This window comes from Streptacidiphilus alkalitolerans, from assembly GCF_042511045.1.
Taxonomy (GTDB): Bacteria; Actinomycetota; Actinomycetes; order Streptomycetales; family Streptomycetaceae; genus Streptacidiphilus; species Streptacidiphilus alkalitolerans.
Map to the genome: position 1 here is coordinate 16,132 of NZ_JBHEZX010000001.1, position 22,123 is coordinate 38,254.

Below are 22,123 nucleotides of genomic sequence, written 5' to 3' on the forward strand. Positions count from 1 at the left end.
GGACCATGCCAGCGGAAGCCGACGGTCGGCGCACGCCCCTGTACCAGCAGGTCAAGCGCGAGCTGCTGGCGGCCATCGCCTCCGGCGAGTACTCCCCCGGCGTGCCCTTCGTGACCCAGCGGGAGATCTGCGAGCGCTTCGGGGTCAGCCACGCCACCGCCGTCCGCGCCCTGAACGACCTGGCCGCCGAGGGCCAGGTGGTGCGCCGCCGGGGCCGGGGCACCTTCGTCGCCGAGCCGGACGGGCCCACCGCCCGCGCGGGCCGGGACCGCCACGACCGCCGGGTGGCCTGTGTGCTGCAGACCCCGGGGCCGCACACCTCCGCGGTGCTGGCCGGGGCCGAGGCCGTCTGCGCCGAGTTCGGCTACCGGCTCTACCTGCGCTACTGCGAGGGCGATCCGGAGCGCGAGGCCGCCGCCCTGCGCGACGCCCTGGCGGACCGGGTGAGCGGCATCCTGGTCTACCCGGCCCAGGGCCAGGGCGACCCGGCCGGCTACACCGAGGTGGCCCGCAGCGGCACCCCGCTGGTGATGGTCGACCGCTACCGCCCCGAACTCGCCTGCGACGCCGTGGTCGCGGACAACGTCGCGGCGGGCCGCGAGCTGACCGAGGCCCTGATCACCGCCGGGCACACGGTGATGGCCACCCTCTGGGACGAGACCGGGGCCACCAGCGTCCGGGACCGGCTGGCCGGGCACGTCCAGGCGCTGCGCGAGCACGGGCTGCCGGTCCGCCCCGATCTGACCGTGCTGCGCCGCTACCACGACCTGCCCGACCAGCAGCGGCGCGAGCGGCTGGCCGAACTGCTGGACGGCGCCCGGCCGCCCACCGTGCTGCTCTGCGCCAACGGCTTCGTGCTGGCCACCGCGGCCGAGGACCTGCTCGCCCTCGGCCGGGAGGTGCCCGGCGACCTCGACCTGGCCGGGATGGACGACGCCGGCCCGTTCGACATCCTGCCGCTGACCGCCGCGTCGGTGGCCCAGCCCTCGGCGGAGCTGGGCCGTACCGCCATGCGGCTGCTGCACCGGCGGATCGCCGCCGCCGAGCCGCACCCGGAGCCGGAGCTTGTGGTGCTGCCGGTCCGGGTCAGCACCCGGCGCGCCGCGCCCGGCCATCTGCGGCTGGTCGGCGCGACCGCCGACCCCATCGACCCGCCGCTGCGCGGGACCGGCTGAGTGAGAGGGAACCGCATGTCAGCACCGAACATGGACCCCGCAGACCCGAGTACGGACCCGAACCGCCTGCTCGGGGCCGACGGCGGGCTGCCCGAGGCGCAGCCGCCCTGGCCGTCCCGGGACCGGCTGCGGGTGACCGCCGTCCGCGCGATCGTGACCGCCCCCGAGGGGCTGCCGCTGGTCGTGGTGCGGGTGGAAACCAACGAACCCGGCCTCCACGGGCTCGGCTGCGCCACCTTCACCCAGCGCTACGCCGCGGTCGCCGCCGCGGTGGACGAGCATGTCGGCCCGCTGGTGGTGGGCCGCCACCCGGCCGACATCGAGGACATCACCCGGCTGATCCACTACTCCTCCTACTGGCGCAACGGGCCGGTGCTGGGCAACGCGCTGTCCGGGGTGGACCAGGCGCTGTGGGACATCGCCGGCAAGCGGGCCGGGATGCCGGTGCACGAGCTGCTCGGCGGTCGCAGCCGCGCCGCCGTCGAGGTCTACACCCATGCCGCCGGGCCGACCGTCGCGGAGACCCTGGAGCAGGCGGAGGCGCTGGTCCAGGCCGGGTACCGGCACCTCCGGCTGCAGGTCGGCGGACCGGGCCTGGGCACCTACGGCGCCCCCGGCACCCGCGGCGGCTACCCGCGCTCGCCGCACCCGGACGGCTGGGACGTGAACCAGTACCTGGTCGCCGTGCCCGAGCTGTTCGCCGCCGCCCGGGAGCGGTTCGGCCCGGAGCTGAGCCTGATGCACGATGTGCACAGCAGGCTGACGCCCAAACAGGCCGTGGTGCTGGCACGGGCGTTGGAGCCGTACCGGCTGTCCTTCCTGGAGGACGTGGTCGCGCCCGAGCACTACGACCGGCTGCCGGAGGTGCGGACCGCCTCGCCGGTGCCGATCGCGGTCGGCGAGCAGCTCGGCTCGGTCGCGGACGCGGTACGGCTGGTCCGCGACGGCGGGGTGGACCTGATCCGGCTGCACACCTCCGCGATCGGCGGGCTCACCCCGACCCGCAAGATCGTCGCCCTGTGCGAACTCCTGGGCGTCCGTACCGCGTTCCACTCCCCCGGCGACATCTCGCCGGTGGGTGTGGCGGCCAACCTGGCGGTGGACATCAGCACGCCCGCCTTCGGCTACCAGGAGTCGCACGAGTACAACGAGGCCACCCACGAGGTCTTCCCGGGCACTCCGACCGTCCGCGACGGCTACCTGTACCCGTCCGAACTGCCGGGCTGGGGCGTCGATCTGGACGAGAAGGCGGCGCTGCGCTTCCCGCCGGTCAAGTTCCTGCACGAGCGCTGGGCGGCCGGGGTGCGCCGCCCGGACGGCGGCCTCGAAGCGCCCTGAGCAGGCCGGCGAACAGGTACGGCGCCCCCGCTCTCGCTGGACAGGGGCGCCGCGCCGCGCTCAGGGCCAATTGAACGCAGCGTTATTATGGCATGTACACGTGCCGACTGGCACGTCATTGCTCCGCGAGCAGTCCGGCGATGACGGCGCGCAGCGCGTCGACCTCCTCGGCGGTGGGCTCAACTGCGGTGTGCCGCACCGTCGCCAGCGGATTGACCAGCACGGTGCGGTCGTCCTCTGAGGGCAGCGCCGCGACCTGGCGCAGCAGCGCCCCGGGGTCCCGCGGCGGAGCGCCGATCCGCCGGAGCCAGTCGGCCAGGGCCGGCCCGAGGTCGGTGCGCGGGAAGCGGACCCGGTCGCCCGCCTGCTCCGCCTGCCGGGTGTGGTCGTCGCCCCAGAACTCCAGGGTCCAGCCGTCCCAGCCGCGCAGCGGTCGGTGGTACAGGCCGAAGGCGACCCTCGTGGTCCACAGGCCGATCGTGCGCGACTCGGGATCGAGGTGGATGCCGCCGTCGGGCATCGCCGCCAGGGCCGGCTCCGGCGAGTCGGCCGGCAGCAGACCCAACAGGCCCTGGCCGCCGATCAGTTGCAGGAACGGGTCGAGGCAGCCACCCCGAGCCCGGACCGAGCCGTCCGGCTGACGGACCGTCACCAGGACGGTGACGTCATCGTCGTCCTCCGGCTCCACCCAGAGCGGGGCCCAGCTGTCGGACTCGGCGGTGCCCGGCGTGCGGGTGAAGTCCCGGCCGAGTCCCAGCCGGGCCTGGAGGTCGCCGAGTCCGTCATGGGCCCAGCGGACCTCCCAGCCGGGCCACATCCGGGCAAGCACCTCGCGCCGGGCGGTGTACTCGGCCCAGCCCTCCCCCGGGTCGGTGAACCACAGCAGCTGCCTGCGGTCGTGGTCGACCAGCGCGGCGCCCTCGCACCACACGTCGTTGAGCCAGCTGTCCGCGATGCGCTGCTCGTCCTGCGGCACCGGGGAGTTGGCGCGGAAGCAGCGGGTGGCCGCGGCCGGTCCGTGGGCCAGGTCGGTGGCCAGCCGGCCCGCGCCCCAGTGCGAGTAGTGCAGCGTCCAGGCGCCGTTCTCGACCACCACGTAGTTCGCCCGCGCTCCCATGATCGAGAACGGTAGCAGCAGCGGTTCCGGCGGGCTCAGCGCGCCGGCCCGTGCAGGGATCGCGGTACTGGCCGGTACCGGGCACGCTGGAGCGTATGACGACCGAAACCCAGTCCGTCAGCGGCGTCACCGTGATCGTGGAGCGGTTGCGCCTGCTGGTCGCCGGGCTGCCGCCGCAGGACGGGGTGGCGGTGTTCGGCGCGGCCTACCTGACCGTCACCGAGGCGGTCGCCGAGCACCTCGCCGCGGGCGACCTCTTCCGCTCCCCGGCCGAGGTCGCCGCCCTGGACGTGCTGTTCGCCGACCGCTTCCTGGACGCGCTGACCGCCCCGCGCGCCCCGGCCTGCTGGCGGCCACTGCTGGAGTTCCGGCTGCACCCCGGCGTGCTGCCGCTGCAGTTCGCGCTGTCCGGGATGAACGCCCACATCGAGCACGACCTGCCGCTCGCCGTGGTCGACGCCTGCGCCGCGCTCGGCTGCTCGCCGGAGGAGCTGTCCGGCGACTTCCACCGGGTGAACGACCTGCTGGCCCAGGTCGAGGAGGAGGTGCGGGACCGGCTGATGCCCGCCCCGGAGGAGCTGGACGTGGCCGAGCCGCTGCTGCACCTGCTGAGCTCCTGGAGCATCGACCGGGCCAGGGACGCCGCCTGGGCCTCCGCGGTCACCTTCTGGGAGCTGCGGGACCGCCCGGCCGCCCGGGCCGTCGCCGCCGCCGCGCTGGACGACGCGGCGGGGCTGGTCTGCCGCTGCCTGCTCACCCCGCTCCGCTCCGCCGGACGCGCCGGACGCGCCGGCTGAGCCGGGCGCCTCGGTGGTGTCGTCGGCCATGGCGCACTCCTGGCCGGCCGGAGCGGGGCTACCAGCTGGCGTGCAGGGGCTGGCCCTCGGCGTAGCCGGCCGCGCTCTGGACGCCGACCACGGCCTTGCGGTGGAAGTCCTCCAGCGAGTCCGCGCCCGCGTAGGTGCAGGAGCTGCGGACGCCCGCGACGATCGAGTCGATCAGGTCCTCGACCCCGGGGCGGGCCGGGTCCAGGAACATCCGCGAGGTGGAGATGCCCTCCTCGAACAGCGCCTTGCGGGCCCGGTCGTAGGAGGACTCCTCGGAGGTCCGGTTGCGCACCGCGCGGGCCGAGGCCATCCCGAAGCTCTCCTTGTACTGGCGGCCGTCGGCGGCGGTCTGCAGGTCGCCGGGCGACTCGTAGGTGCCGGCGAACCAGGAGCCGATCATGACGTTGGACGCGCCCGCGGCCAGCGCCATGGCCACGTCGCGCGGGTGCCGCACCCCGCCGTCCGCCCAGACGTGCTTGCCGAGGCGGCGGGCCTCCGCGGCGCACTCCAGCACGGCGGAGAACTGCGGCCGGCCGACGCCGGTCATCATCCGGGTGGTGCACATCGCGCCGGGGCCGACGCCGACCTTGAGGATGTCCGCCCCGGCCTCGACCAGGTCGCGCACACCGGCCGCGGCGACCACGTTGCCGGCCACGATCGGGACCTGCGGGTCCAGGCCGCGCACTGCGCGCAGCGCGCTGATCATGGACTCCTGGTGGCCGTGCGCGGTGTCCACCACCAGCACGTCCGCCCCGGCCTCCAGCAGCGACTTGGCCTTGCCGGCCACATCGCCGTTGATGCCGACGGTGGCGGCGACCCGCAGCCGACCCCGGCTGTCCACGGCGGGGGTGTAGAGGGTGGCCCGCAGCGCGTTCTTGCGGGTCAGGATGCCGACCAGGCGGCCACCGGCGTCCACCACCGGGGCGAGCTTGCGGTGGGCGTTGTTCAGCCGCTCGAACGCCTCGCGCGGCTCGATGCCCTCCTCCAGCAGCAGCAGGTCGGCCGACATCACGGCGGAGAGGCTGGTGAAGCGGTCCACGCCCTGGCAGTCGGCGGCGGTGACCACGCCGACCGGTCGGCCGTCCTCGACCACGACCACGGCGCCGTGGGCCCGCTTGGGCAGCAGCGACAGCGCGTCGGCGACGGTGGCGCCGGGGGCCAGGGTGATCGCGGTGTCGTGCACCAGGTGGCGCTGCTTGACCCAGCCGACGACATCGGCGACGACATCGTTGGGGATGTCCTGCGGGATGGCGACCAGCCCGCCGCGGCGGGCCACGGTCTCGGCCATCCGGCGTCCGGCGATGGCGGTCATGTTCGCCACCACCAGCGGGATCGTGGTGCCGGTCCCGTCGTTGGAGGAGAGGTCGACGGCCTGGCGCGAGCCCACCGAGGAGCGACTTGGCACCATGAACACATCGTCGTAGGTCAGGTCGTACGGCACCGTGGAGCGCTCGTCGTAGCTGCCGGTCTGGGGGTTCAGGAAGCGCATGTGGGGACTCTCTGCTGCGGTGGGCGCACCCTGCGCCCAACGTTCGATTCTCGTGCATATGACGCGAAGGGTCCAGCTCAGCGGCCTTTCCTGCGCTTCCGCACAGTCGGCCGACGGAGCGAGCCGGCGCCGTTTGTGCTTTCCCACAAAGGGGCGCGGCTCAGTGGCGGTGCACCCAGGGCGCGCTGTCCGTGGCCGTCGCGGCCAGCTCGCGCAGCCGGCGCACCGCCTCGGCCGGGTCGTCCGCGCCGTAGACGGCCGATCCGGCGACGAAGACGTCCGCGCCCGCGTCGGCGCAGCGCTCGATGGTCTCGGCCGAGATGCCGCCGTCCAGCTGCAGCCACAGCTGCAGGCCGTGCCGGTCGATCAGCTGCCGGGTGCGGCGGATCTTGGGCAGCATGATGTCCAGGAAGGACTGGCCGCCGAAGCCCGGCTCCACCGTCATGATCAGCAGCATGTCCAGCTCGGGCAGCAGGTCCTCGTAGGGCTCGACCGGGGTGGCCGGCTTCAGCGCCATCGAGGCCCGCGCGCCAAGCGAGCGGATCTCCCGGGCCAGCCGGACCGGCGCGGCGGCGGCCTCGACGTGGAAGGTCACCGACCCGGCGCCGGCCTCGGCGTACTGCGGGGCCCAGCGGTCCGGGTCCTCGATCATCAGATGGCAGTCGATCGGGATGTCGGTGGACTTGCGCAGCGACTCCACCACCGGCAGGCCCAGGGTGAGGTTGGGCACGAAGTGGTTGTCCATGACGTCCACGTGCAGCCAGTCCGCGCCGCGTACGGCCTCGGCCTCCTCGGCGAGCCGGGCGAAGTCCGCGGACAGGATGCTGGGGCTGATCTGAGGGCTCATGGGGACAGTATCCCGTCCCCGCTCAGCCCTTCCTGCGCAGCAGGGCCAGGTACATCGCGTCGGTGCCGTGCAGATGCGGCCAGAGCTGGACGTCGGGGCCCTCGCCCAGGCCGGGCACCCCGGGGAGCAGCGGGCGGGCGTCGATCCACTCCAGGTCGTCCCGTCCGCGCAGCACGTCCTGGACCACCGTCCGGGTCTCGGCCAGATGCGGCGAGCAGGTCGCGTAGCCGACCACCCCGCCGGGGCGGGTGGCCTCGATCGCCGAGGTCAGCAGGCCGCGCTGGAGCGGGCCGAAGTGGGCGACGTCCTCCGGACGGCGGCGCCAGCGGGACTCCGGACGGCGCCGCAGCGCGCCCAGGCCGCTGCACGGGACGTCCACCAGGACCCGGTCGAAGGCCCCGGGCCGCCAGGCCGGGTGCAGCCCGTCCGCGGTGATCACCGCGTAGGGCCCGGGGTTGCCGTCCAGCGCCTTGGCGACCAGGGCCGCGCGGTGCGGCTGCGACTCGGAGGCGACCAGCACCGCCGCCCGCTGCGAGGCCAGCGCGGCCAGCAGCGCGGCCTTGCCGCCGGGGCCGGCGCAGGCGTCCAGCCACAGCCCGTCGCGGCCTTCCAGCGGGGCGGCGGCCAGCGCGGAGGCGACCAGCTGGCTGCCCTCGTCCTGCACCCCGGCCCGGTTCTCGCGCACGGCCTCGACCAGGCCCGGCTCGCCGCCCTCGACCAGCTGCACCGCGTACGGGGACCAGCGTCCCGGCGCGGTGTCCTCGGCCGGCAGCGAGTCCCGCAGCTCCTGCGCGGTGGACCGGCCCGGACGGGCCACCAGGGTGACCGCCGGGCGGGCGTTGTCGGCGGCCAGCAGCTCGGACATCGCGGTCCGGCCGCAGTGCTCGGGCTGCCACACCCCGAGCGAGTCCCAGAGCGCGGCGACCACCCAGCGCGGGTGCGAGTGCATCACCGCGAGGTGGTCCTCGGCGTCCTCCTCGTAGGGGGGCGCGACCTGCTGCAGCCAGGTGTCCAGGTCCTGGGTGCTGATCTTCCGCATCACCGCGTTGACGAACTTGGCCCGGCCGTCGCCGAGCACCACCCGGGCCAGCTCCACGGTCGCGGACACCGCCGCGTGCGCCGGGATCCTGGTCCCCAGCAGCTGGTGCGCACCCAGCGAGAGCACGTCCAGGACGTTGGCGTCGACCTTGCTCAGCGGGCGGTCGATGCAGGCGCCGATGATCGCGTCGTAGCTGCCGCGCATCCGCAGCGTGCCGTAGACCAGCTCGGTGGCGAAGGCGGCGTCGCGGCGCTCGAAGCCCTCGTTCTTCTCGGCCTTGCGCAGCAGCGAGGGCAGGATCAGGTTGGCGTAGGCGTCGCGCTCGTCCACGGCGCGGAGCGCGGTGAAGGCCAGCATCCGGGCCGGGTCCTTCTTGGGACGGCGGTGCGGACGCGGGGACTTGGCGGTGGGAGTGCTCATGTGCTGCCTCGCAAGGTGCTGACGTTGGTTATGGACGAACGGAGAATGCCTTTAGCTGCCCAGGCGCTCGCCGGACTCCAGGCGGGAGCCACGGGCCCAGTCTCCCGCGGACATCCGCTTCTTGCCCTGCGGCTGGACCTCGCCGAGCTCGATCGCATGGCTGCCGGTGCCGACCCGCACGGCGTTCTTGGTCACCGAGAGCTCCCCCGGCTCCAGCATCAGCCCGGCCGCGATCCGCACCGGGCCCAGCTTCAGCCGCTCGCCGCGGAACAGGGTCCAGGCGCCGGGCGCCGGGGAGCAGCCGCGGATCACCCGGTCCACCCGCAGCGCCGGGGCGGTCCAGTCCACCCGGGCGTCCTCCACGCTGATCTTGGGCGCCAGGCTGATCCCGTCGGCGGGCTGCGGACGTGCCTCCAGGGTGCCCGCCTCGATCCCGTCCATGGTCGCCAGCAGCAGCCGCGCACCCGAGTGGGACAGCCGTTCCAGCAGGTCGCCGCTGGTGTCGTCGCGGCGGACCAGCTCGGTGACGGTGCCGTAGACCGGTCCCGAGTCCAGGCCCTCCTCGATCAGGAAGGTGGACGCGCCGGTCACCTCGTCCCCGGCCATCACCGCGTGCTGCACCGGGGCCGCGCCGCGCCAGGCCGGCAGCAGCGAGAAGTGCAGGTTCACCCAGCCGTGGCGCGGGATGTCCAGCGCCGCCTTGGGCAGCAGCGCTCCGTAGGCGACCACCGGGCAGCAGTCGGGGGCGATGGCGGCGAGCCGCTCCAGGAACTCGGGCTCGCGCGGCCGTCCCGGCTTGAGCACCTCTATCCCGGCCTGCTCCGCCAGCTGGGCGACCGGGCTGGCGACCAGCTTCCGCCCGCGCCCGGCGGGGGCGTCCGGACGGGTGACCACGGCGGCGACCTCGTGCCCCGAGGCGATCAGCGCCTCCAGCGCGGGCAGGGCGGGCTCGGGGGTGCCGGCGAAGACGAGCTTCATACGCGGGTGCGGCCTCTCGGGAGGAACGGGAAGGAGGAACAGCCGGTCACAGCGCGCGGCCGAAGGTGCTGTGCGGGGAGACCCGCACCTGCGGCGCGGTGTCCCCGGCCCACTCGGCCTCGCGGATCGCCCGCAGCGCGGCCTTGCGCTGCTCGCGGTCGAGCCGGTCGATGAAGATGATGCCGTCCAGGTGATCGGTCTCGTGCTGGATGCAGCGGGCCAGCAGCTGGGTGCCCTCCACCGTGACCGGGTCGCCGTACTCGTTGAAGCCCTTGGCGACCACGCCGTAGGCGCGCTTGCAGTCGAAGGTGAGGCCCGGCAGCGAGAGGCAGCCCTCGGGGCCGTCCTGCTCCTCCTCGCTCAGGTCCAGGCCGGGGTTGATCAGATGCCCGAACACCCCGTCGACGTGGTAGGTGAACACCCGCAGCGAGACCCCGATCTGAGGGGCCGCCAGGCCCCGGCCCGGGGCCTCCTTCATGGTCTCGGTCAGATCCCTGACCAGGGTCCGCAGCTCCTTGTCGAACACGGTGACCGGTTGCGCGGCCAACCGCAGCACCGGGTCGCCGAAGATGCGGATGGGCTGAATCGCCACGGATCGGGCTCCCGTCGGTCAGGGTGGAGGCGTGCAGTCGACCCTCGTGCACAGAAGCACCAGTGTACTGAGGGCCGCGCCGCACAATCGCCGCCGGGCGGACCGCAGCCGACGGCGGCAGAGCCGCGTGCGCACGCCGTACGTTTGATTCCGCGCGCCCTCTCCGTGACTCAACGGGCTCGGGAACGTTGGTCAAGGAAGATTGACCGCCGGTTTTCCGAGAGGCTCCCCAAACAACATGGCCGAACACGCCACTCACGACGCCCGTGCCAGGGCCAGCCTGCACCTGCTGGTGCGGGACATCGAGCGGGTGCGCCGCCAGGTGGACGCGCTGCGCACACTCACCGCCCAGCTGGGCAACGTCTACCGCCCCCGCCGCCCGACCACCTCGGCCGGATTCGTGGTCTACGGCCGTGCCCCCGCGCCCACCGTCCGGCTCGCCCAGGAACTGCGGGACAGCGTGGAGGGCCTGGTGGCCGCTGCCGTCGAGTTCGACCGCTCGCTCGGCTTCTCCTGGGACGCCGTGGGCTCCGCACTGGGCGTCACCAAGCAGGCCGTGCACCGCAGGTACGGGGTGCGCCGCCCCGCCGACCCGGCCGCCGAGGGCTCCGCGCCCGGCGGGTCCGAGCCGGACCTCGCCGAGCTGCAGGCCCCGGTCGGGCCGACCACGCACCATGTCCCGGCCCAGGTCCAAGCCCAGCCCCAGGCCGCGGGCGGCGGCAGCGGGGTGCAGATCCCCGGCGGACTGTCCCGCGCCATCCCCTCGGCCCGGCGCGACCCGGCGCTGCCGCCCCCGGAGAACGCGCCCTCGCCGGCGCCCTGATCAGCCGATGTCCAGCGGGTCGATCCTGACCCGTACCGGCTCGGCCGACCTGCGGACCAGCTGGGCCACCTGCGCGGCCTTCAGCGCGGTGGCCAGCTCGGCGCCCCGGCCGGGGTCCACCCGCAGCAGCACCCGTTCCTCGTCGGGGCCCCGGGCCGGCACCGGGCCGAGCACGTCCGCGCCGGACGGCAGCCGCAGCAGGGCCAGCAGGTCCTCCACCGAGGCCGCGCTGCCGGTCACCGAGGCCATCCGGGACACCGGCGGGAAGTGCAGTTCGGCCCGCTCCGCCAGCTCCGTCCCGGCGAAGCCGGACGGGTCCCAGCGCACCAGCGCCTGCACCGGGCGCAGCCCCTCGTCGGCGACCACCACCACCGCGCCGCCCTGCTCCTTGGAGCGCACCAGACCGGCCGCGTTCAGCCAGCGCCGCAGGGTGTCCTCGCCCGCCCGCAGGTCCGCGCGGCCCAGCAGGGCCCAGCCGTCCAGCAGCAGCGCGGCGGCGTAGCCGCCCTCGGCGACCGGCTCGGCCCCGGGCGTCGAGACCACCAGCGCGGGCGCGTCCGGCACGGTGGCCAGCACCTCGCCCCGGCCCGAGGTACGCACCGGGACCAGCGGAAACGCCCGGCCCAGCTCCTCCGCCGTGCGGCGGGCGCCGACCACCTGCGCCCGCAGCCGGGTCGACCCGCACTCCGGGCAGTGCCAGTCGGGGTCGAGCCGTCCGCACCAGACGCAGCAGAGCGCGTCCTCGGCGCCCCCCAGCTCCAGCGGACCGGCGCAGTGCCGGCAGCGGGCCCGCTCCCGGCAGCGCACACAGGCCAGCCGGGGCACATAACCGCGCCGGGGCACCTGCACCAGCACCGGGCCCCGGGTCAGCGCCTCCCTGGCCACGCTCCAGGCGTGCGAGGGCAGCCGGGCCGCACGGGCGCCCGCGTCATTGGCCTGGTCCCGCTCGGACACCGTGCGCACCAGCGGGGCGGCCCGGCGCACCTCGGCCCGGTCCCCGACCAGCGGCCTGGCCCAGCCGGTGTGCAGCAGCTGGGCCGCCTCCACCGTCACCGCCAGGCCGCCGATCAGCACCGCCGCGCCTGCGGCACCCGCCCCGCCGGTGGCGCCGGCCGCCGCGGACGGCAGTGCCCGCAGCAGCAGGACGTCCCTGGCATGGGGATAGGGGGCGTGCTCATCACTGTGCCGGTCGTCCCCGTCGTCCCAGACCGCCACCAGGCCCAGGTCCGCCACCGGCGCGAACATCGCCGCCCTGGTGCCGACCACCGCGCGCACCGAGCCCCGGCTGACGGCCAGCCAGCGGCGGTAGCGCTCCTCCGGCGGGTGCTCCGCGGTCAGCGCCACATGCCGTCCCGAGCCCAGCAGCTCCAGCAGCGCCGCGTCCAGCTGCGCCACCGACCGGCCCTCCGGCAGCACCACCAGCGCGCCGCGCCCGGAGGCCAGCGTCGCCGCGACCGCCCGGGCCAGTTCCTCGGCCCAGGAGCCGCCGGGCAGCGCCGACCAGACCGCGCGCGGGGACTCGCCCGCCGCCAGCGCGGACAGGAACGCCTCCCCCAGTGGATAGCGCGTCCAGGAGCCCGGCTCGGGCGGCTCGGGCGGCGGCAGCGGCTCCGGCGAGGGCTCGGCCTCGGCCCGGTTGCGCTTGGGCGGCACCGCCAGCTGCAGCACATCGGCCAGGGTGCCGGCGTAGCGGTCGGCCACCGCGCGGCACAGCCGCAGCAGTTCCGGCGTCAGCACCCGCTCAGGCGAGAGGACATGGAGCAGCGGGGCCAGCGAGCCCGAATAGTCCGACTTCTCCAGCCGGGCCACCACAAAACCGTCGATCAGTCCGCCGCCCTCGCGGCGGCCGTCCACCATCTTCGCGCCGAAGCGCACCCGGACCCGGACACCCGGTTGGGCGATCTCGTCCAGGTCCACCGGAACGGAGTAGTCGAAGAACTGGTCGATGACCAGCACGCCCTTGTTCACCACCACCCGCGCCACCGGGAGGTGACGGGTCGTCGCCTTGGGGTTCACCCTGGGCTTCGCCCTGGCCCTGGCCTTCTTGAGCTCCAGCCGGACCAGCTCCAGCTGCTCCCCCGGGCCGGCGTCCGGCGCGGCGTCGGAGTCGGAGTCAGGAGTGCCGTTCATACCCGTAGTCCTATCAGAGCGGGCCGACAGTTTCCGCTGCCGAGTTGACCTTGGAAAGGCAGAATGCGAGCCATGACGAATCTTGACGACTTCGGCGGCGGACAGCACAGCACCGAGGTCCTGGTGGCCACCACCAACGACGTCCCCGGGTACCGGGTCGACCGGGTGATCGGGGAGGTCTTCGGGCTGACCGTGCGCTCCCGCAACCTCGGCACGCAGATCGGCGCCGGGCTCAAGTCACTGGCCGGGGGCGAGCTGCGCGGGCTCACCAAGACCCTGGTCGAGAGCCGGAACCAGGCGATGGACCGGCTGATCGACCAGGCCAAGGCCCGGGGTGCGAACGCGGTCCTGGCGATGCGCTTCGACGTCACCGAGGCCGGCGGCAACGGGACCGAGATCTGCGCCTACGGCACCGCCGCTGTGATCAGCCCGGTCGGCTGACCGCAGCACTCGCACCGCCTGCACCGTCCGTACCGCCTGCACCGCCTGCTCCGTCCGCACCGCCCGACCGACCCAGGGGGACCTGCCCGCATGCCCGGACGCCCTGCCCTTCCGCTCCTCGGCGCGGCCACCGCGGCTGCCGCGCTGCTGCTCGGGCTGGTCCCGGCCACCGGCGCGGCGGCAGCCGCCCTGCCGACCTCGCGCAGCATGCGGGTGCCGATGGACCGGCAGCAGGAGGCCAACGACTGCGAGGCCGCCGCGCTGCGGATGGTCCTCGCCTACCGGGGGCACCGGCGCAGCGACAGGCAGCTGCTCGGCTCCATCGGCGTCGATCTGAAGCACCCTCACTTCGGCTACTCGGGCCGGACCTCGGGCGACCCCTACCGGGCCTTCGTGGGCAGCCCCGACGGCAGCGAGTCGCGGGGCACCGGCTACGGGGTCTTCTACCCCCGGATCGCCGCCGCCGCCAGGGCCAACGGCGGCACGGTGCTGGTCGCCCAGCAGAACTACTCCCCGGCGAAGCTCTACCTGCAGCTCCGGGCCGGACACCCGGCGGTGGTCTGGATCGACTACCTGTGGCGGGCGAAGAAGAGCAGGAACTACCGGGCCTACGACGGCAGGCTGATCCCCTACGCCGGTCCGGCCGAGCACGCGGTCACCCTGGTCGGGGTGACCCCCCACGGCGTGTATGTGAACGACCCGGCGCGCGGCCACTACTGGATCAGCAAGGCGAAGTTCCAGGCCGGCTACTCCACTTACCACGACATGGCCGTGGTGGTCGCCTGAGCGACGGCGGCCCCCGTCCGGGCACGGCTCGGACGGGGGCCGCCGTCGGCGGCGGTCGGCCGGAGTCAGCCCTCGACGGCGGCCTTCAGCGCCTCGGCGCGCTCGGTGCGCTCCCAGGTGAAGTCCGGCAGCTCACGGCCGAAGTGGCCGTACGCGGCGGTCTGGGCGTAGATCGGCCGCAGCAGGTCCAGGTCCCGGATGATGGCGGCCGGACGCAGGTCGAAGACCCGGGTGACGGCTTCCTGGATCTTCGCGACCGGGGCGGTCTCGGTGCCGAAGGTCTCCACGAACAGCCCGACCGGCTCGGCCTTGCCGATGGCGTAGGCGACCTGGACCTCGGCGCGCCGGGCCAGGCCCGCGGCGACGATGTTCTTGGCGACCCAGCGCATGGCGTAGGCGGCGGAGCGGTCGACCTTGGACGGGTCCTTGCCGGAGAACGCGCCGCCGCCGTGGCGGGCCATGCCGCCGTAGGTGTCGACGATGATCTTGCGGCCGGTCAGCCCGGCGTCGCCCATCGGGCCGCCGATCTCGAAGCGTCCGGTCGGGTTCACCAGCAGCCGGTAGCCGTCGGTGATCAGGTCGCTGCCCGCGTCGGCCAGCGCCTTGAGTTCCGGCTCCACCACGAACTCGCGGATGTCGGGGGCGAGCAGCGAGTCCAGGTCGATGTCCGAGGCGTGCTGCGAGGAGACCACCACGGTGTCGAGGCGGACCGCCTTGTCGCCGTCGTACTCGATGGTGACCTGGGTCTTGCCGTCCGGGCGCAGGTACGGGATGGTCCCGTTCTTGCGGACCGCGGACAGCCGCTCGGCCAGCCGGTGCGCCAGGCTGATCGGCAGCGGCATCAGTTCGGGCGTGTCGTCGCAGGCGTAGCCGAACATCAGGCCCTGGTCGCCGGCGCCCTGCTTGTCGAGCTCATCGTCGTCGCCCTCGACCCTGGCCTCGAAGGCGTCGTCCACACCCTGGGCAATGTCCGGGGACTGCGCGCCGATGGACACCGATACGCCGCAGGAGGCGCCGTCGAAGCCCTTCTTCGAGGAGTCGTAGCCGATCTCCAGGATCTTCTCGCGGACCAGGGCCGCGATCGGCGCATACGCCTTGGTGGTGACCTCCCCGGCGATGTGCACCTGCCCGGTGGTGATCAGCGTCTCAACGGCGACCCGGGAGTGCGGGTCGTCCTTGAGCAGTGCGTCCAGAATCGTGTCGCTGATCTGATCAGCGATCTTGTCCGGGTGACCCTCGGTCACGGACTCAGAGGTAAACAGGCGGCGAGACACAGCGCTCCCTGGGTTGCAGCGGCTGCTGACTGAACCACTCGGGCCCGAAAGGCACGGGCGGTCCGGAAAGACTTATTGAGGACTACAGCGGGAGTGTAGCCAACAGAAGCCCGGGCCGACCCCCTCGGTCCAGGTTCTGGATCACCTGTCGGACAACTCCGGCCCGGCGGACGGCGCCCGCGGCCGGTCAGCCGTTCCGCGTGGTGAGACGGGTCGCGACCAGGTCCCAGACCGTGTCGGCCAAGGCCGCCTTGGGCCCGAACGGCACCTCGGTCTCGGAGCCGTCGGCGGCCAGGATCACCGCCTCGTTGTCCGCGCTGCCGAAGGCGAGGCCGCCGCCGACCTGGTTGACGACCAGAAGATCACAACCCTTGCGGGCGAGTTTCGCCCGCCCGTTGACGAGTACGTCATTGGTCTCCGCCGCGAAGCCGACCACCACCTGCCCCGGTGCCGCCCGGTGCCGGGAGAGCTCGGCCAGGATGTCCGGGTTCCGCACCAGCGCCAGCGGTTCGGGCTCGGCCCGGTCCACTTTCTTGATCTTCACGGGAACGTAATCCGCGGGGCGGAAATCCGCCACGGCGGCGGCCATCACCACCGCGTCGGCGTCCGCAGCCGCGGCCAGCACCGCCGCCCGCAGCTGCTCCGCCGTGCCCACCCGCACCAGGTCGACCCCGGCCGGGTCGGGCAGCTCGGTGTGCGCGGCCACCAGCGTCACCCTTGCGCCGCGGGCCGCGGCCACCGAGGCCAGCGCGTAGCCCTGGCGTCCGGTGGACAGGTTGCCGAGGAAGCGCACCGGGTCCAGCGGCTCCCTGGTGCCGCCGGCCGACACCACCACATGGCGCCCGGCCAGGTCGAGCTCCCCGGCCGCCGCGCCGCGGGCCAGGACCCGGGCGCACAGCTCGAAGATCGCCTCGGGGTCGGGGAACCGTCCCTTGCCGGTGTCCGCGCCGGTCAGCCGGCCGACCGCGGGCTCGATCACCAGCGCTCCGCGGCGGCGCAGCGTGGCGACGTTCTCCCGGGTCGCCGGGTGCTCCCACATCTCGGTGTGCATCGCCGGGGCGAACACCACCGGGCAGCGGGCCGTCAGCAGGGTGTTGGTCAGCAGGTCGTCGGCCAGCCCGTGCGCGGCCTTGGCCAGCAGGTCCGCGGTCGCGGGCGCGATCACCAGCAGGTCCGCGCGCTGCCCGATCCGCACGTGCGGGACCTCGTGCACGCCCTCCCACACCTCGGTGGACACCGGGTGCCCGGAGAGCGCCGACCAGGTGGCCGCGCCGACGAAGTGCAGCGCGGACCCGGTCGGCACCACCCGGACGTCATGGCCGGACTCGGAGAATCGCCGCAGCAGCTCGCACGCCTTGTAGGCGGCGATGCCGCCGCTGACACCCAGCACGACGTTCACCACGACCAGCCACCTCCAGCGTCCATGCGTCACAACAAACGCCGCGACCCGTCACTCGTACGGATCGCGGCGTCGCACTGCCTGTGTATTGGGTGAGGCCTACTGCGCGTCGATCGCCTCGGCGGTGAGCATACCGGCGTTGATCTCGCGGAGCGCGATCGAGAGCGGCTTCTCGTGCACATGGGTGTCGACCAGCGGGCCGACGTACTCCAGCAGGCCCTCGCCCAGCTGCGAGTAGTAGGCGTTGATCTGGCGCGCACGCTTGGCCGCGTAGATCACCAGGCTGTACTTGGAGTCGGTGGCCTCGAGCAGCTCATCGATCGGCGGGTTGATGATGCCTTCGGGCGCTGTCATCGAAGAGGACACGCGGGAACCTTCCGGAGAAAATGATCAGACTACGTTGAGCAAGGCTAGCAGTTCTGCCGCTACACCCTCGACCGAGGTATTGACCAGAGTGGCGTCGAATTCACTTTCGGCCGCGAGTTCGACCTTCGCCGCAGCGAGCCGCTGGTCGATCACGGCCTGCGACTCGGTGCCGCGCCCGGTCAGCCGGCGGACCAGTTCCTCCCAGGAGGGCGGGGCCAGGAAGACCAGTTGGGCCTCGGGCATCGACTCGCGGACCTGGCGGGCGCCCTGGAGGTCGATCTCCAGCAGCACCGGCTCGCCCAGCTCCAGCTTGTCCAGCACCGCCTTGCGGGGCGTGCCGTAGTGGTTCCCGGCGAAGACGGCCCACTCCAGCAGTTCGCCGTTGGCGACCATCTTGGCGAACTGGTCCTCGTCGACGAAGTGGTAGTGGACACCGTTCCGCTCGCCAGGACGCGGCTTGCGCGTGGTGGCGGAGACCGAGAGCCACACCTCGGGGTGTTGGGCGCGCATGAAAGCAACGACCGTGCTCTTGCCGACACCCGAAGGGCCGGAGAGCACGGTCAGCCGCGGACGTTCACTCATGTACCGATTATCCAGGAACCGGGAGGGTTTCCGAACCATCGGGACAGATCAGGCCGAAGCGCCGCCGAACTCGCGCTCCAGGGAAGCGATCTGGTTCGTGCCGAGACCCCGGACGCGGCGGGACTCGGAGATGCCCAGCCGCTCCATGATCTGCTTGGCCCGGACCTTGCCGACACCGGGAAGGCTCTCGAGCAGGGCCGAGACCTTCATCTTTCCGATGACGTCGTTCTCCTGGCCGGCCTTGATGACCTCGTGGAGAGACGCGCCGGAGTGCTTGAGCCGATTCTTGATCTCGGCGCGCTCCCGGCGAGCCTCAGCTGCCTTGGCGAGCGCAGCGGTGCGCTGCTCAGGGGTAAGGGGCGGAAGTGCCACGCCGTTCACCTCGGTGATTCGAATGAATGGGACAGGGACCTACTCAAGACCGTCGAGGAACCTAGCGGCTCTGACCTGCGAGAGCAACGTGGAAGCTGCCCCTCTCTGGACCTATCGCCGGACACTACCCCTCTACGCGGTCCGCGTCAGGAAAAACAACAGAAAAGTCCTGGTCAGACTCTGTCGACCAGGACTTTTACGGACATACCGCCCGGGAATACGAGGCGAACTCATCCAACCGGCCCCCGTACGGCCCGGGCGGTACGGCTTTCCGCCGCGCCCGGGACCGTATCCGCAGCTCAGGCCATCACAAGGCATTCACTAAACCACCACACAAATGGGCTAATGGTCGAACTTTCAACCGATTGCCGTGCGCGTCTCGTCCACGAATCGTGCGGCGCCCTCGCGCAGCGCCCCGACCGAGGGTCCCAGCTTCAGAATGTCACGGGAAACGCTCGGCAGGACGTTGTCCGCCGCCGGGCCGAAGAGCTTGGGAATGTCCGCCGGGGTCGCCCCCTGCGCGCCGATGCCCGGGGCGAGCAGCGGGCCGTTGATGTCCAGGTCCGCGTCGATGCTGCCGAGGGTGGCGCCCACCACCGCGCCGAACGAGCCCAGCGGGTCGGCGTCGGCGTTCTCGGCGGCGAGGTGGCGCAGCACCGACTGGGCGACGGTCAGCCCGTCCGCCCCCCGGGCGTGCTGGACCTCGTGCCCCTCCGGGTTGGAGGTGAGCGCCAGCGCGAAGACACCCGCGCCGGAGGCCCGCGCGGCGTCGAAGGCCGGACGCAGCGAGCCGAAGCCGAGGTAGGGCGAGACGGTGACCGCGTCCGAGAACAGCGGGCTGGTCGGCGCCAGGAAGGCGTCCGCGTAGGCGGCCATGGTCGAGCCGATGTCACCGCGCTTGGCGTCCATCAGCACCAGCGCCCCCGCCGACCGCGCCTCGGCGACGGCCTGCTCCAGCACGGCGATGCCCCGGCTGCCGAAGCGCTCGAAGAAGGCGCTCTGCGGCTTCAGCACGGCGACCTCGCCGGCCAGCGCCTCGACCACGGTCCGGGCGAAGCGCTCCAGCCCGGCCACGTCGTCGCCGAGCCCCCAGGCCGCCAGCAGTGCCGCGTGCGGGTCGATGCCCACGCAGAGCGGGCCCCGGGTGTCCATCGCCTGGCGCAGTCGGGTGCCGAAGGGGGCCGTCATGTCTGTACTCCTTGGTGGTGGACATAGCCGATGGCGTCGGTGAGTGCGGCGAAGCCGCGCTCGGCCAGGGCCTGGCGCAGTTCGCCGAGGACCCGCAGCGGGGCCGAGGGGTCGTTGAAGACGGTGGTGCCGACCGCGACGCCGGAGGCGCCGGCCAGGACGAACTCCAGCGCGTCCAGGCCGGTCCTGATGCCGCCCATGCCGAGGATCGGCACCATTGGCATCACCCCGGCCCGCATGGCCGCGTGCACCTGGTAGACGCAGCGCACGGCGACCGGGCGGATCGCCGGCCCTGACAGCCCGCCGGTACCGTCACCCAGCTCACCGGCGGCGAGGGACGGGCGCAGTGTGGTGGTGTCGATCGCCATGCCCAGCAGGGTGTTGATCATCGAGAGGCCGTCCGCCCCGGCCCGGACGCAGGCCGCCGCGATCTCGGTGATCGAGGTGACGTCCGGCGTCAGCTTGGCGTAGAGCGGCAGCCCCGGGTCGGACACCTCGCGGATCGCCGCGATCACGTCGTACGAGGTGGCCGGGTTGCAGGCGAAGACCAGGCCGCGGTTGGCGACATTGGGGCAGGAGATGTTGGCCTCGATGCCGACCACTCCGGGCCGGCCGCGCAGGGCCTGCGCGGTCTCGGCGAACTCCTCGACCCGCTCCCCCGCGACGGACACCAGCACCCGCACGCCGCGCTCGGCCAGCCAGGGCAGCTCCTGCTCGACGAAGTGCTCGATGCCGGAGCCCTGGAGGCCGATCGAGTTGAGCATCCCGCTCGGGGTCTCGGCCATCCGCGGGGTGGGCCGTCCCGCGCGCGGGTACGGCATGATCGTCTTGGTGGTGATCGAGCCCAGTTCGGTCAGCGGCAGGAACTTCGCCAGCTCCCGCCCGTAGCCGGCGCAGCCGGAGGCGGTGGTCACCGGGTTGGGCAGGGTCCCGTTGCCGAACGGCGCGGTGAGGTCCACCTCGGTGGCGTCCATCTAGCGCACCCCCATCGCGGCGGCGCCGTACAGGTCGGCCGGGACGGTGCCGATGTCGTCCCAGCGGACCCGGGTGCCGTCGAAGCAGGGGCCCTCGACACAGGAGCGGACGAAGCGGCTGACCCCGTCCTCGCCGACCACCGGCAGGACGCAGCTCATGCAGACGCCGACGCCGCAGGCCATGGCCTCCTCCACCGCGCAGAAGCTGCGCACCCCCTCCGCGGTGGCGATCCCGGTGACCGCCCGGAGCATGGCCATCGGGCCGCAGGAGTAGACCGCCTCCGCGCCGATGGCCTTGACCGCCTCCGCGAGCGGCAGCGTGACCTGGCCCTTTATCCCGCTGGAGCCGTCGTCGGTGGTGACCAGCACATCCGGGGTGAGCTTCCGGGCGCTGTCGACCCCGAACAGCCGTTCACCGGTGGACGCGCCGAGGATGAAGCCCACCGCGCCGCCCTGGGCGACGATCTGCTCGGCCAGCGGGAACAGCGGCGCGCCCCCGTAGCCGCCGCCGACGAACAGCGCGGTCAGCGCCCCGACCGGCTGCGGAAAGGCGGTGCCGAGCGGTGCGACCAGGTCCAGGCTGTCCCCCCGCCGGCTCCGCAGCAGCTCCCTGGTGCCGCGCCCGTGCTCGGCGACGACCAGCGAGACGGTCTCCTGCTCCGGGTCGGCCCGGTGGATCGAGAAGGCGCGGCGCAGCAGCATGGACGAGTCCCCGCCGCCGACGGCCACCGCGGCGAAGTGCCCGGGCCGGACCCGGGACGCCACGCCGGGCGCGCGGAGCAGGACGCGGGAGTAGGCGCCCAGCGGCGTGATGTCGAGGATCTCCGCCCGGATCTGGAGGGGGTGCGCCATGCGTTCACCTTCCGTTCGACGCGCCGACTGCTTCGCTCAGGGTTCCATGGCCGCTCGCGCGGAGCCGGGCGGACAGGCCCCGGTGGAGCCTGCGGCACCAGAAGGGACCCTCGTAGATGAAGGCACTGTAACCCTGGATCAGGGTGGCGCCGGCGGTGATCCTGGCCCAGGCGTCGTCGGCGTTCTCGATGCCGCCGACCGAGACCAGGGTCAGCCGGTCCCCGGTCCGGGCGTGCAGCCGGCCCAGCACCTCGAGCGAGCGGGCCCGCAGCGGCGCACCGCTGAGCCCGCCCGCACCGGCCGCCTCGACCTTGGCGGGGTCGGTGCGCAGGCCCTCGCGGCCGATGGTGGTGTTGGTGGCGATGATGCCGTCCAGGCCCAGTTCCAGGGCGAGGTCCGCGACTTGGTCGATGTCCACGTCGGCGAGGTCCGGCGCGATCTTGACCAGCAGCGGGATGTGGCCCCGGGTCGCCTTGGCGTCCAGGGTCTCCCGGACCGCGGTCAGCAGCGGTCGCAGCTGGTCGACGGCCTGCAGGTTGCGCAGCCCGGGCGTGTTGGGCGAGCTGACGTTGACCACGAAGTAGTCGGCGTGCCGGGCCAGCCGCTCGGTGCTGGTGACGTAGTCGGCGACCGCCTCAGCCTCGGGGACCACCTTGGTCTTACCGATGTTCACACCCACCACGGTCCGCGAGCTGCCCGGGCGGGCGGCCAGCCGGGCCGCGACGACGGCGGAGCCCTCGTTGTTGAAGCCCATCCGGTTGACCAGCGCGCGGTCCTCGATCAGCCGGAACAGCCGCGGGGCCGGGTTGCCCGGCTGCGGCTCGGCGGTGACCGTGCCGATCTCGACGTAGTCGAAGCCGAGCATCGCCAGCCCGTCGATCCCGACGGCGTTCTTGTCGAACCCCGCCGCCAGCCCGAACGGCCCGGGCAGGTCCATCCCCAGCGCCTTCACCCGCAGGGCGGGGTCCTCCGGCGCGAGGACGCTGCGCAGCACCGAGCGGAGCCCCGGCACGGACGCCGCCAGCCGGATCCAGAAGAACGCCAGATGGTGCGCCCGTTCAGGATCCATCCGCCGAAAAACAAGGTTGAACAACAAGCGGTACAAAGCTTCGCC

Annotated in this window: 22 protein-coding genes; 6 read left to right on the plus strand and 16 right to left on the minus strand. The window is 73.2% G+C overall.

Annotated features, from left to right (window positions below):
* Positions 1-5 precede the first annotated feature (5 nt).
* The gene (locus tag ACEZDG_RS00080; RefSeq protein WP_380500805.1) at positions 6-1,175 is read left to right on the plus strand and encodes a LacI family DNA-binding transcriptional regulator; all 1,170 of its coding nucleotides are present in this window, start codon (positions 6-8) and stop codon (positions 1,173-1,175) included.
* Between the two features lie 15 nt (positions 1,176-1,190).
* Complete coding sequence (locus ACEZDG_RS00085; protein ID WP_380500807.1) at positions 1,191-2,513, plus strand: enolase C-terminal domain-like protein; 1,323 nt, start codon at positions 1,191-1,193, stop codon at positions 2,511-2,513.
* Positions 2,514-2,628: 115 nt separating this feature from the next.
* On the opposite strand, the gene ACEZDG_RS00090 is transcribed toward ACEZDG_RS00085, so the two are convergent.
* Positions 2,629-3,630: a hypothetical protein gene (locus ACEZDG_RS00090; protein WP_380500809.1), complete on the minus strand. Its 1,002-nt coding sequence runs from the start codon at positions 3,628-3,630 to the stop codon at positions 2,629-2,631.
* A 95-nt stretch (positions 3,631-3,725) separates the two neighbouring features.
* Here ACEZDG_RS00090 and ACEZDG_RS00095 point away from each other — a divergent pair, with 95 nt between their 5' ends.
* Positions 3,726-4,427, plus strand: coding sequence for a DUF5995 family protein (locus ACEZDG_RS00095; RefSeq protein WP_380500811.1), 702 nt, complete (start codon positions 3,726-3,728; stop codon positions 4,425-4,427).
* 58 nt (positions 4,428-4,485) lie between these two features.
* On the opposite strand, the gene ACEZDG_RS00100 is transcribed toward ACEZDG_RS00095, so the two are convergent.
* From ACEZDG_RS00100 to def, 5 genes are all read right to left on the minus strand, one after another.
* Positions 4,486-5,946 carry a GuaB1 family IMP dehydrogenase-related protein gene (locus tag ACEZDG_RS00100; RefSeq protein WP_380500813.1) on the minus strand — a complete coding sequence of 487 codons (1,461 nt, stop codon included), beginning with the start codon at positions 5,944-5,946 and terminating at the stop codon, positions 4,486-4,488.
* Positions 5,947-6,106: 160 nt separating this feature from the next.
* A complete protein-coding gene (gene rpe / locus ACEZDG_RS00105) occupies positions 6,107-6,793 on the minus strand; it encodes a ribulose-phosphate 3-epimerase (protein ID WP_380500815.1) in 687 nt (228 codons plus the stop codon).
* A 22-nt stretch (positions 6,794-6,815) separates the two neighbouring features.
* Positions 6,816-8,252, minus strand: coding sequence for an RsmB/NOP family class I SAM-dependent RNA methyltransferase (locus ACEZDG_RS00110; RefSeq protein ID WP_380500817.1), 1,437 nt, complete (start codon positions 8,250-8,252; stop codon positions 6,816-6,818).
* A 51-nt stretch (positions 8,253-8,303) separates the two neighbouring features.
* Positions 8,304-9,230 (minus strand): methionyl-tRNA formyltransferase, encoded by a 927-nt coding sequence (gene fmt, locus ACEZDG_RS00115; RefSeq protein WP_380500819.1) that lies wholly within the window; start codon positions 9,228-9,230, stop codon positions 8,304-8,306.
* Positions 9,231-9,276: 46 nt separating this feature from the next.
* Positions 9,277-9,822 carry a peptide deformylase gene (def, locus tag ACEZDG_RS00120; protein ID WP_380500821.1) on the minus strand — a complete coding sequence of 182 codons (546 nt, stop codon included), beginning with the start codon at positions 9,820-9,822 and terminating at the stop codon, positions 9,277-9,279.
* A 238-nt stretch (positions 9,823-10,060) separates the two neighbouring features.
* Here def and ACEZDG_RS00125 point away from each other — a divergent pair, with 238 nt between their 5' ends.
* Positions 10,061-10,645, plus strand: coding sequence for a hypothetical protein (locus tag ACEZDG_RS00125; protein WP_380500822.1), 585 nt, complete (start codon positions 10,061-10,063; stop codon positions 10,643-10,645).
* Here ACEZDG_RS00125 and ACEZDG_RS00130 read toward each other — a convergent pair whose 3' ends face one another.
* On the minus strand, positions 10,646-12,775 hold the full coding sequence (locus tag ACEZDG_RS00130; RefSeq protein WP_380500824.1) for a primosomal protein N': 2,130 nt from the start codon (positions 12,773-12,775) through the stop codon (positions 10,646-10,648). It lies immediately after the preceding gene.
* A 72-nt stretch (positions 12,776-12,847) separates the two neighbouring features.
* On the opposite strand from ACEZDG_RS00130, the gene ACEZDG_RS00135 reads away from it, so the two are divergent.
* Together ACEZDG_RS00135 and ACEZDG_RS00140 are read left to right on the plus strand one after the other, a co-directional pair.
* Positions 12,848-13,216, plus strand: a complete 369-nt coding sequence (locus ACEZDG_RS00135; protein ID WP_380500826.1) for a YbjQ family protein — start codon at positions 12,848-12,850, stop codon at positions 13,214-13,216.
* A gap of 90 nt (positions 13,217-13,306) precedes the next feature.
* The gene (locus ACEZDG_RS00140) at positions 13,307-14,002 is read left to right on the plus strand and encodes a C39 family peptidase (RefSeq protein ID WP_380500828.1); all 696 of its coding nucleotides are present in this window, start codon (positions 13,307-13,309) and stop codon (positions 14,000-14,002) included.
* A 65-nt stretch (positions 14,003-14,067) separates the two neighbouring features.
* Here the strand turns inward: ACEZDG_RS00140 and metK are convergent, their stop codons facing one another.
* The 9 genes from metK to ACEZDG_RS00185 all read right to left on the minus strand — a co-directional run bounded on the left by metK (position 14,068) and on the right by ACEZDG_RS00185 (position 22,114).
* Positions 14,068-15,276, minus strand: coding sequence for a methionine adenosyltransferase (gene metK, locus ACEZDG_RS00145; RefSeq protein ID WP_380500830.1), 1,209 nt, complete (start codon positions 15,274-15,276; stop codon positions 14,068-14,070).
* A gap of 187 nt (positions 15,277-15,463) precedes the next feature.
* The gene (coaBC, locus tag ACEZDG_RS00150) at positions 15,464-16,678 is read right to left on the minus strand and encodes a bifunctional phosphopantothenoylcysteine decarboxylase/phosphopantothenate--cysteine ligase CoaBC (RefSeq protein ID WP_380500832.1); all 1,215 of its coding nucleotides are present in this window, start codon (positions 16,676-16,678) and stop codon (positions 15,464-15,466) included.
* 96 nt (positions 16,679-16,774) lie between these two features.
* On the minus strand, positions 16,775-17,041 hold the full coding sequence (rpoZ, locus tag ACEZDG_RS00155; RefSeq protein WP_030248832.1) for a DNA-directed RNA polymerase subunit omega: 267 nt from the start codon (positions 17,039-17,041) through the stop codon (positions 16,775-16,777).
* A 24-nt stretch (positions 17,042-17,065) separates the two neighbouring features.
* On the minus strand, positions 17,066-17,623 hold the full coding sequence (gene gmk / locus ACEZDG_RS00160) for a guanylate kinase (protein WP_380500840.1): 558 nt from the start codon (positions 17,621-17,623) through the stop codon (positions 17,066-17,068).
* 48 nt (positions 17,624-17,671) lie between these two features.
* Positions 17,672-17,995 (minus strand): integration host factor, actinobacterial type, encoded by a 324-nt coding sequence (mihF, locus tag ACEZDG_RS00165; RefSeq protein WP_182442798.1) that lies wholly within the window; start codon positions 17,993-17,995, stop codon positions 17,672-17,674.
* A 357-nt stretch (positions 17,996-18,352) separates the two neighbouring features.
* Positions 18,353-19,183 (minus strand): orotidine-5'-phosphate decarboxylase, encoded by an 831-nt coding sequence (gene pyrF / locus ACEZDG_RS00170; protein WP_380500842.1) that lies wholly within the window; start codon positions 19,181-19,183, stop codon positions 18,353-18,355.
* Complete coding sequence (locus tag ACEZDG_RS00175) at positions 19,180-20,157, minus strand: dihydroorotate dehydrogenase (RefSeq protein WP_380500844.1); 978 nt, start codon at positions 20,155-20,157, stop codon at positions 19,180-19,182. Before ACEZDG_RS00175 ends, pyrF begins: the two co-directional genes overlap by 4 nt.
* Entirely contained in the window at positions 20,158-21,009 is an 852-nt protein-coding gene (locus ACEZDG_RS00180) for a dihydroorotate dehydrogenase electron transfer subunit (RefSeq protein ID WP_380500846.1), read from the minus strand.
* 4 nt (positions 21,010-21,013) lie between these two features.
* Positions 21,014-22,114: a quinone-dependent dihydroorotate dehydrogenase gene (locus ACEZDG_RS00185; protein ID WP_380500848.1), complete on the minus strand. Its 1,101-nt coding sequence runs from the start codon at positions 22,112-22,114 to the stop codon at positions 21,014-21,016.
* Between the last annotated feature and the right edge of the window lie 9 nt (positions 22,115-22,123).

What these genes read in the sequence shown, in the direction of transcription:
- ACEZDG_RS00080 (WP_380500805.1), top strand. Translation starts at nt 6, where the DNA reads ATGCCAGCGGAAGCCGACGGTCGGCGCACGCCCCTGTACCAGCAGGTC.
- ACEZDG_RS00085 (WP_380500807.1), top strand. Translation starts at nt 1,191, where the DNA reads ATGTCAGCACCGAACATGGACCCCGCAGACCCGAGTACGGACCCGAAC.
- ACEZDG_RS00090 (WP_380500809.1), bottom strand. Translation starts at nt 3,630, where the DNA reads ATGGGAGCGCGGGCGAACTACGTGGTGGTCGAGAACGGCGCCTGGACG.
- ACEZDG_RS00095 (WP_380500811.1), top strand. Translation starts at nt 3,726, where the DNA reads ATGACGACCGAAACCCAGTCCGTCAGCGGCGTCACCGTGATCGTGGAG.
- ACEZDG_RS00100 (WP_380500813.1), bottom strand. Translation starts at nt 5,946, where the DNA reads ATGCGCTTCCTGAACCCCCAGACCGGCAGCTACGACGAGCGCTCCACG.
- rpe (WP_380500815.1), bottom strand. Translation starts at nt 6,793, where the DNA reads ATGAGCCCTCAGATCAGCCCCAGCATCCTGTCCGCGGACTTCGCCCGG.
- ACEZDG_RS00110 (WP_380500817.1), bottom strand. Translation starts at nt 8,252, where the DNA reads ATGAGCACTCCCACCGCCAAGTCCCCGCGTCCGCACCGCCGTCCCAAG.
- fmt (WP_380500819.1), bottom strand. Translation starts at nt 9,230, where the DNA reads ATGAAGCTCGTCTTCGCCGGCACCCCCGAGCCCGCCCTGCCCGCGCTG.
- ACEZDG_RS00125 (WP_380500822.1), top strand. Translation starts at nt 10,061, where the DNA reads ATGGCCGAACACGCCACTCACGACGCCCGTGCCAGGGCCAGCCTGCAC.
- ACEZDG_RS00130 (WP_380500824.1), bottom strand. Translation starts at nt 12,775, where the DNA reads ATGAACGGCACTCCTGACTCCGACTCCGACGCCGCGCCGGACGCCGGC.
- ACEZDG_RS00135 (WP_380500826.1), top strand. Translation starts at nt 12,848, where the DNA reads ATGACGAATCTTGACGACTTCGGCGGCGGACAGCACAGCACCGAGGTC.
- ACEZDG_RS00140 (WP_380500828.1), top strand. Translation starts at nt 13,307, where the DNA reads ATGCCCGGACGCCCTGCCCTTCCGCTCCTCGGCGCGGCCACCGCGGCT.
- gmk (WP_380500840.1), bottom strand. Translation starts at nt 17,623, where the DNA reads ATGAGTGAACGTCCGCGGCTGACCGTGCTCTCCGGCCCTTCGGGTGTC.
- pyrF (WP_380500842.1), bottom strand. Translation starts at nt 19,183, where the DNA reads ATGACGGCCCCCTTCGGCACCCGACTGCGCCAGGCGATGGACACCCGG.
- ACEZDG_RS00175 (WP_380500844.1), bottom strand. Translation starts at nt 20,157, where the DNA reads ATGGACGCCACCGAGGTGGACCTCACCGCGCCGTTCGGCAACGGGACC.
- ACEZDG_RS00180 (WP_380500846.1), bottom strand. Translation starts at nt 21,009, where the DNA reads ATGGCGCACCCCCTCCAGATCCGGGCGGAGATCCTCGACATCACGCCG.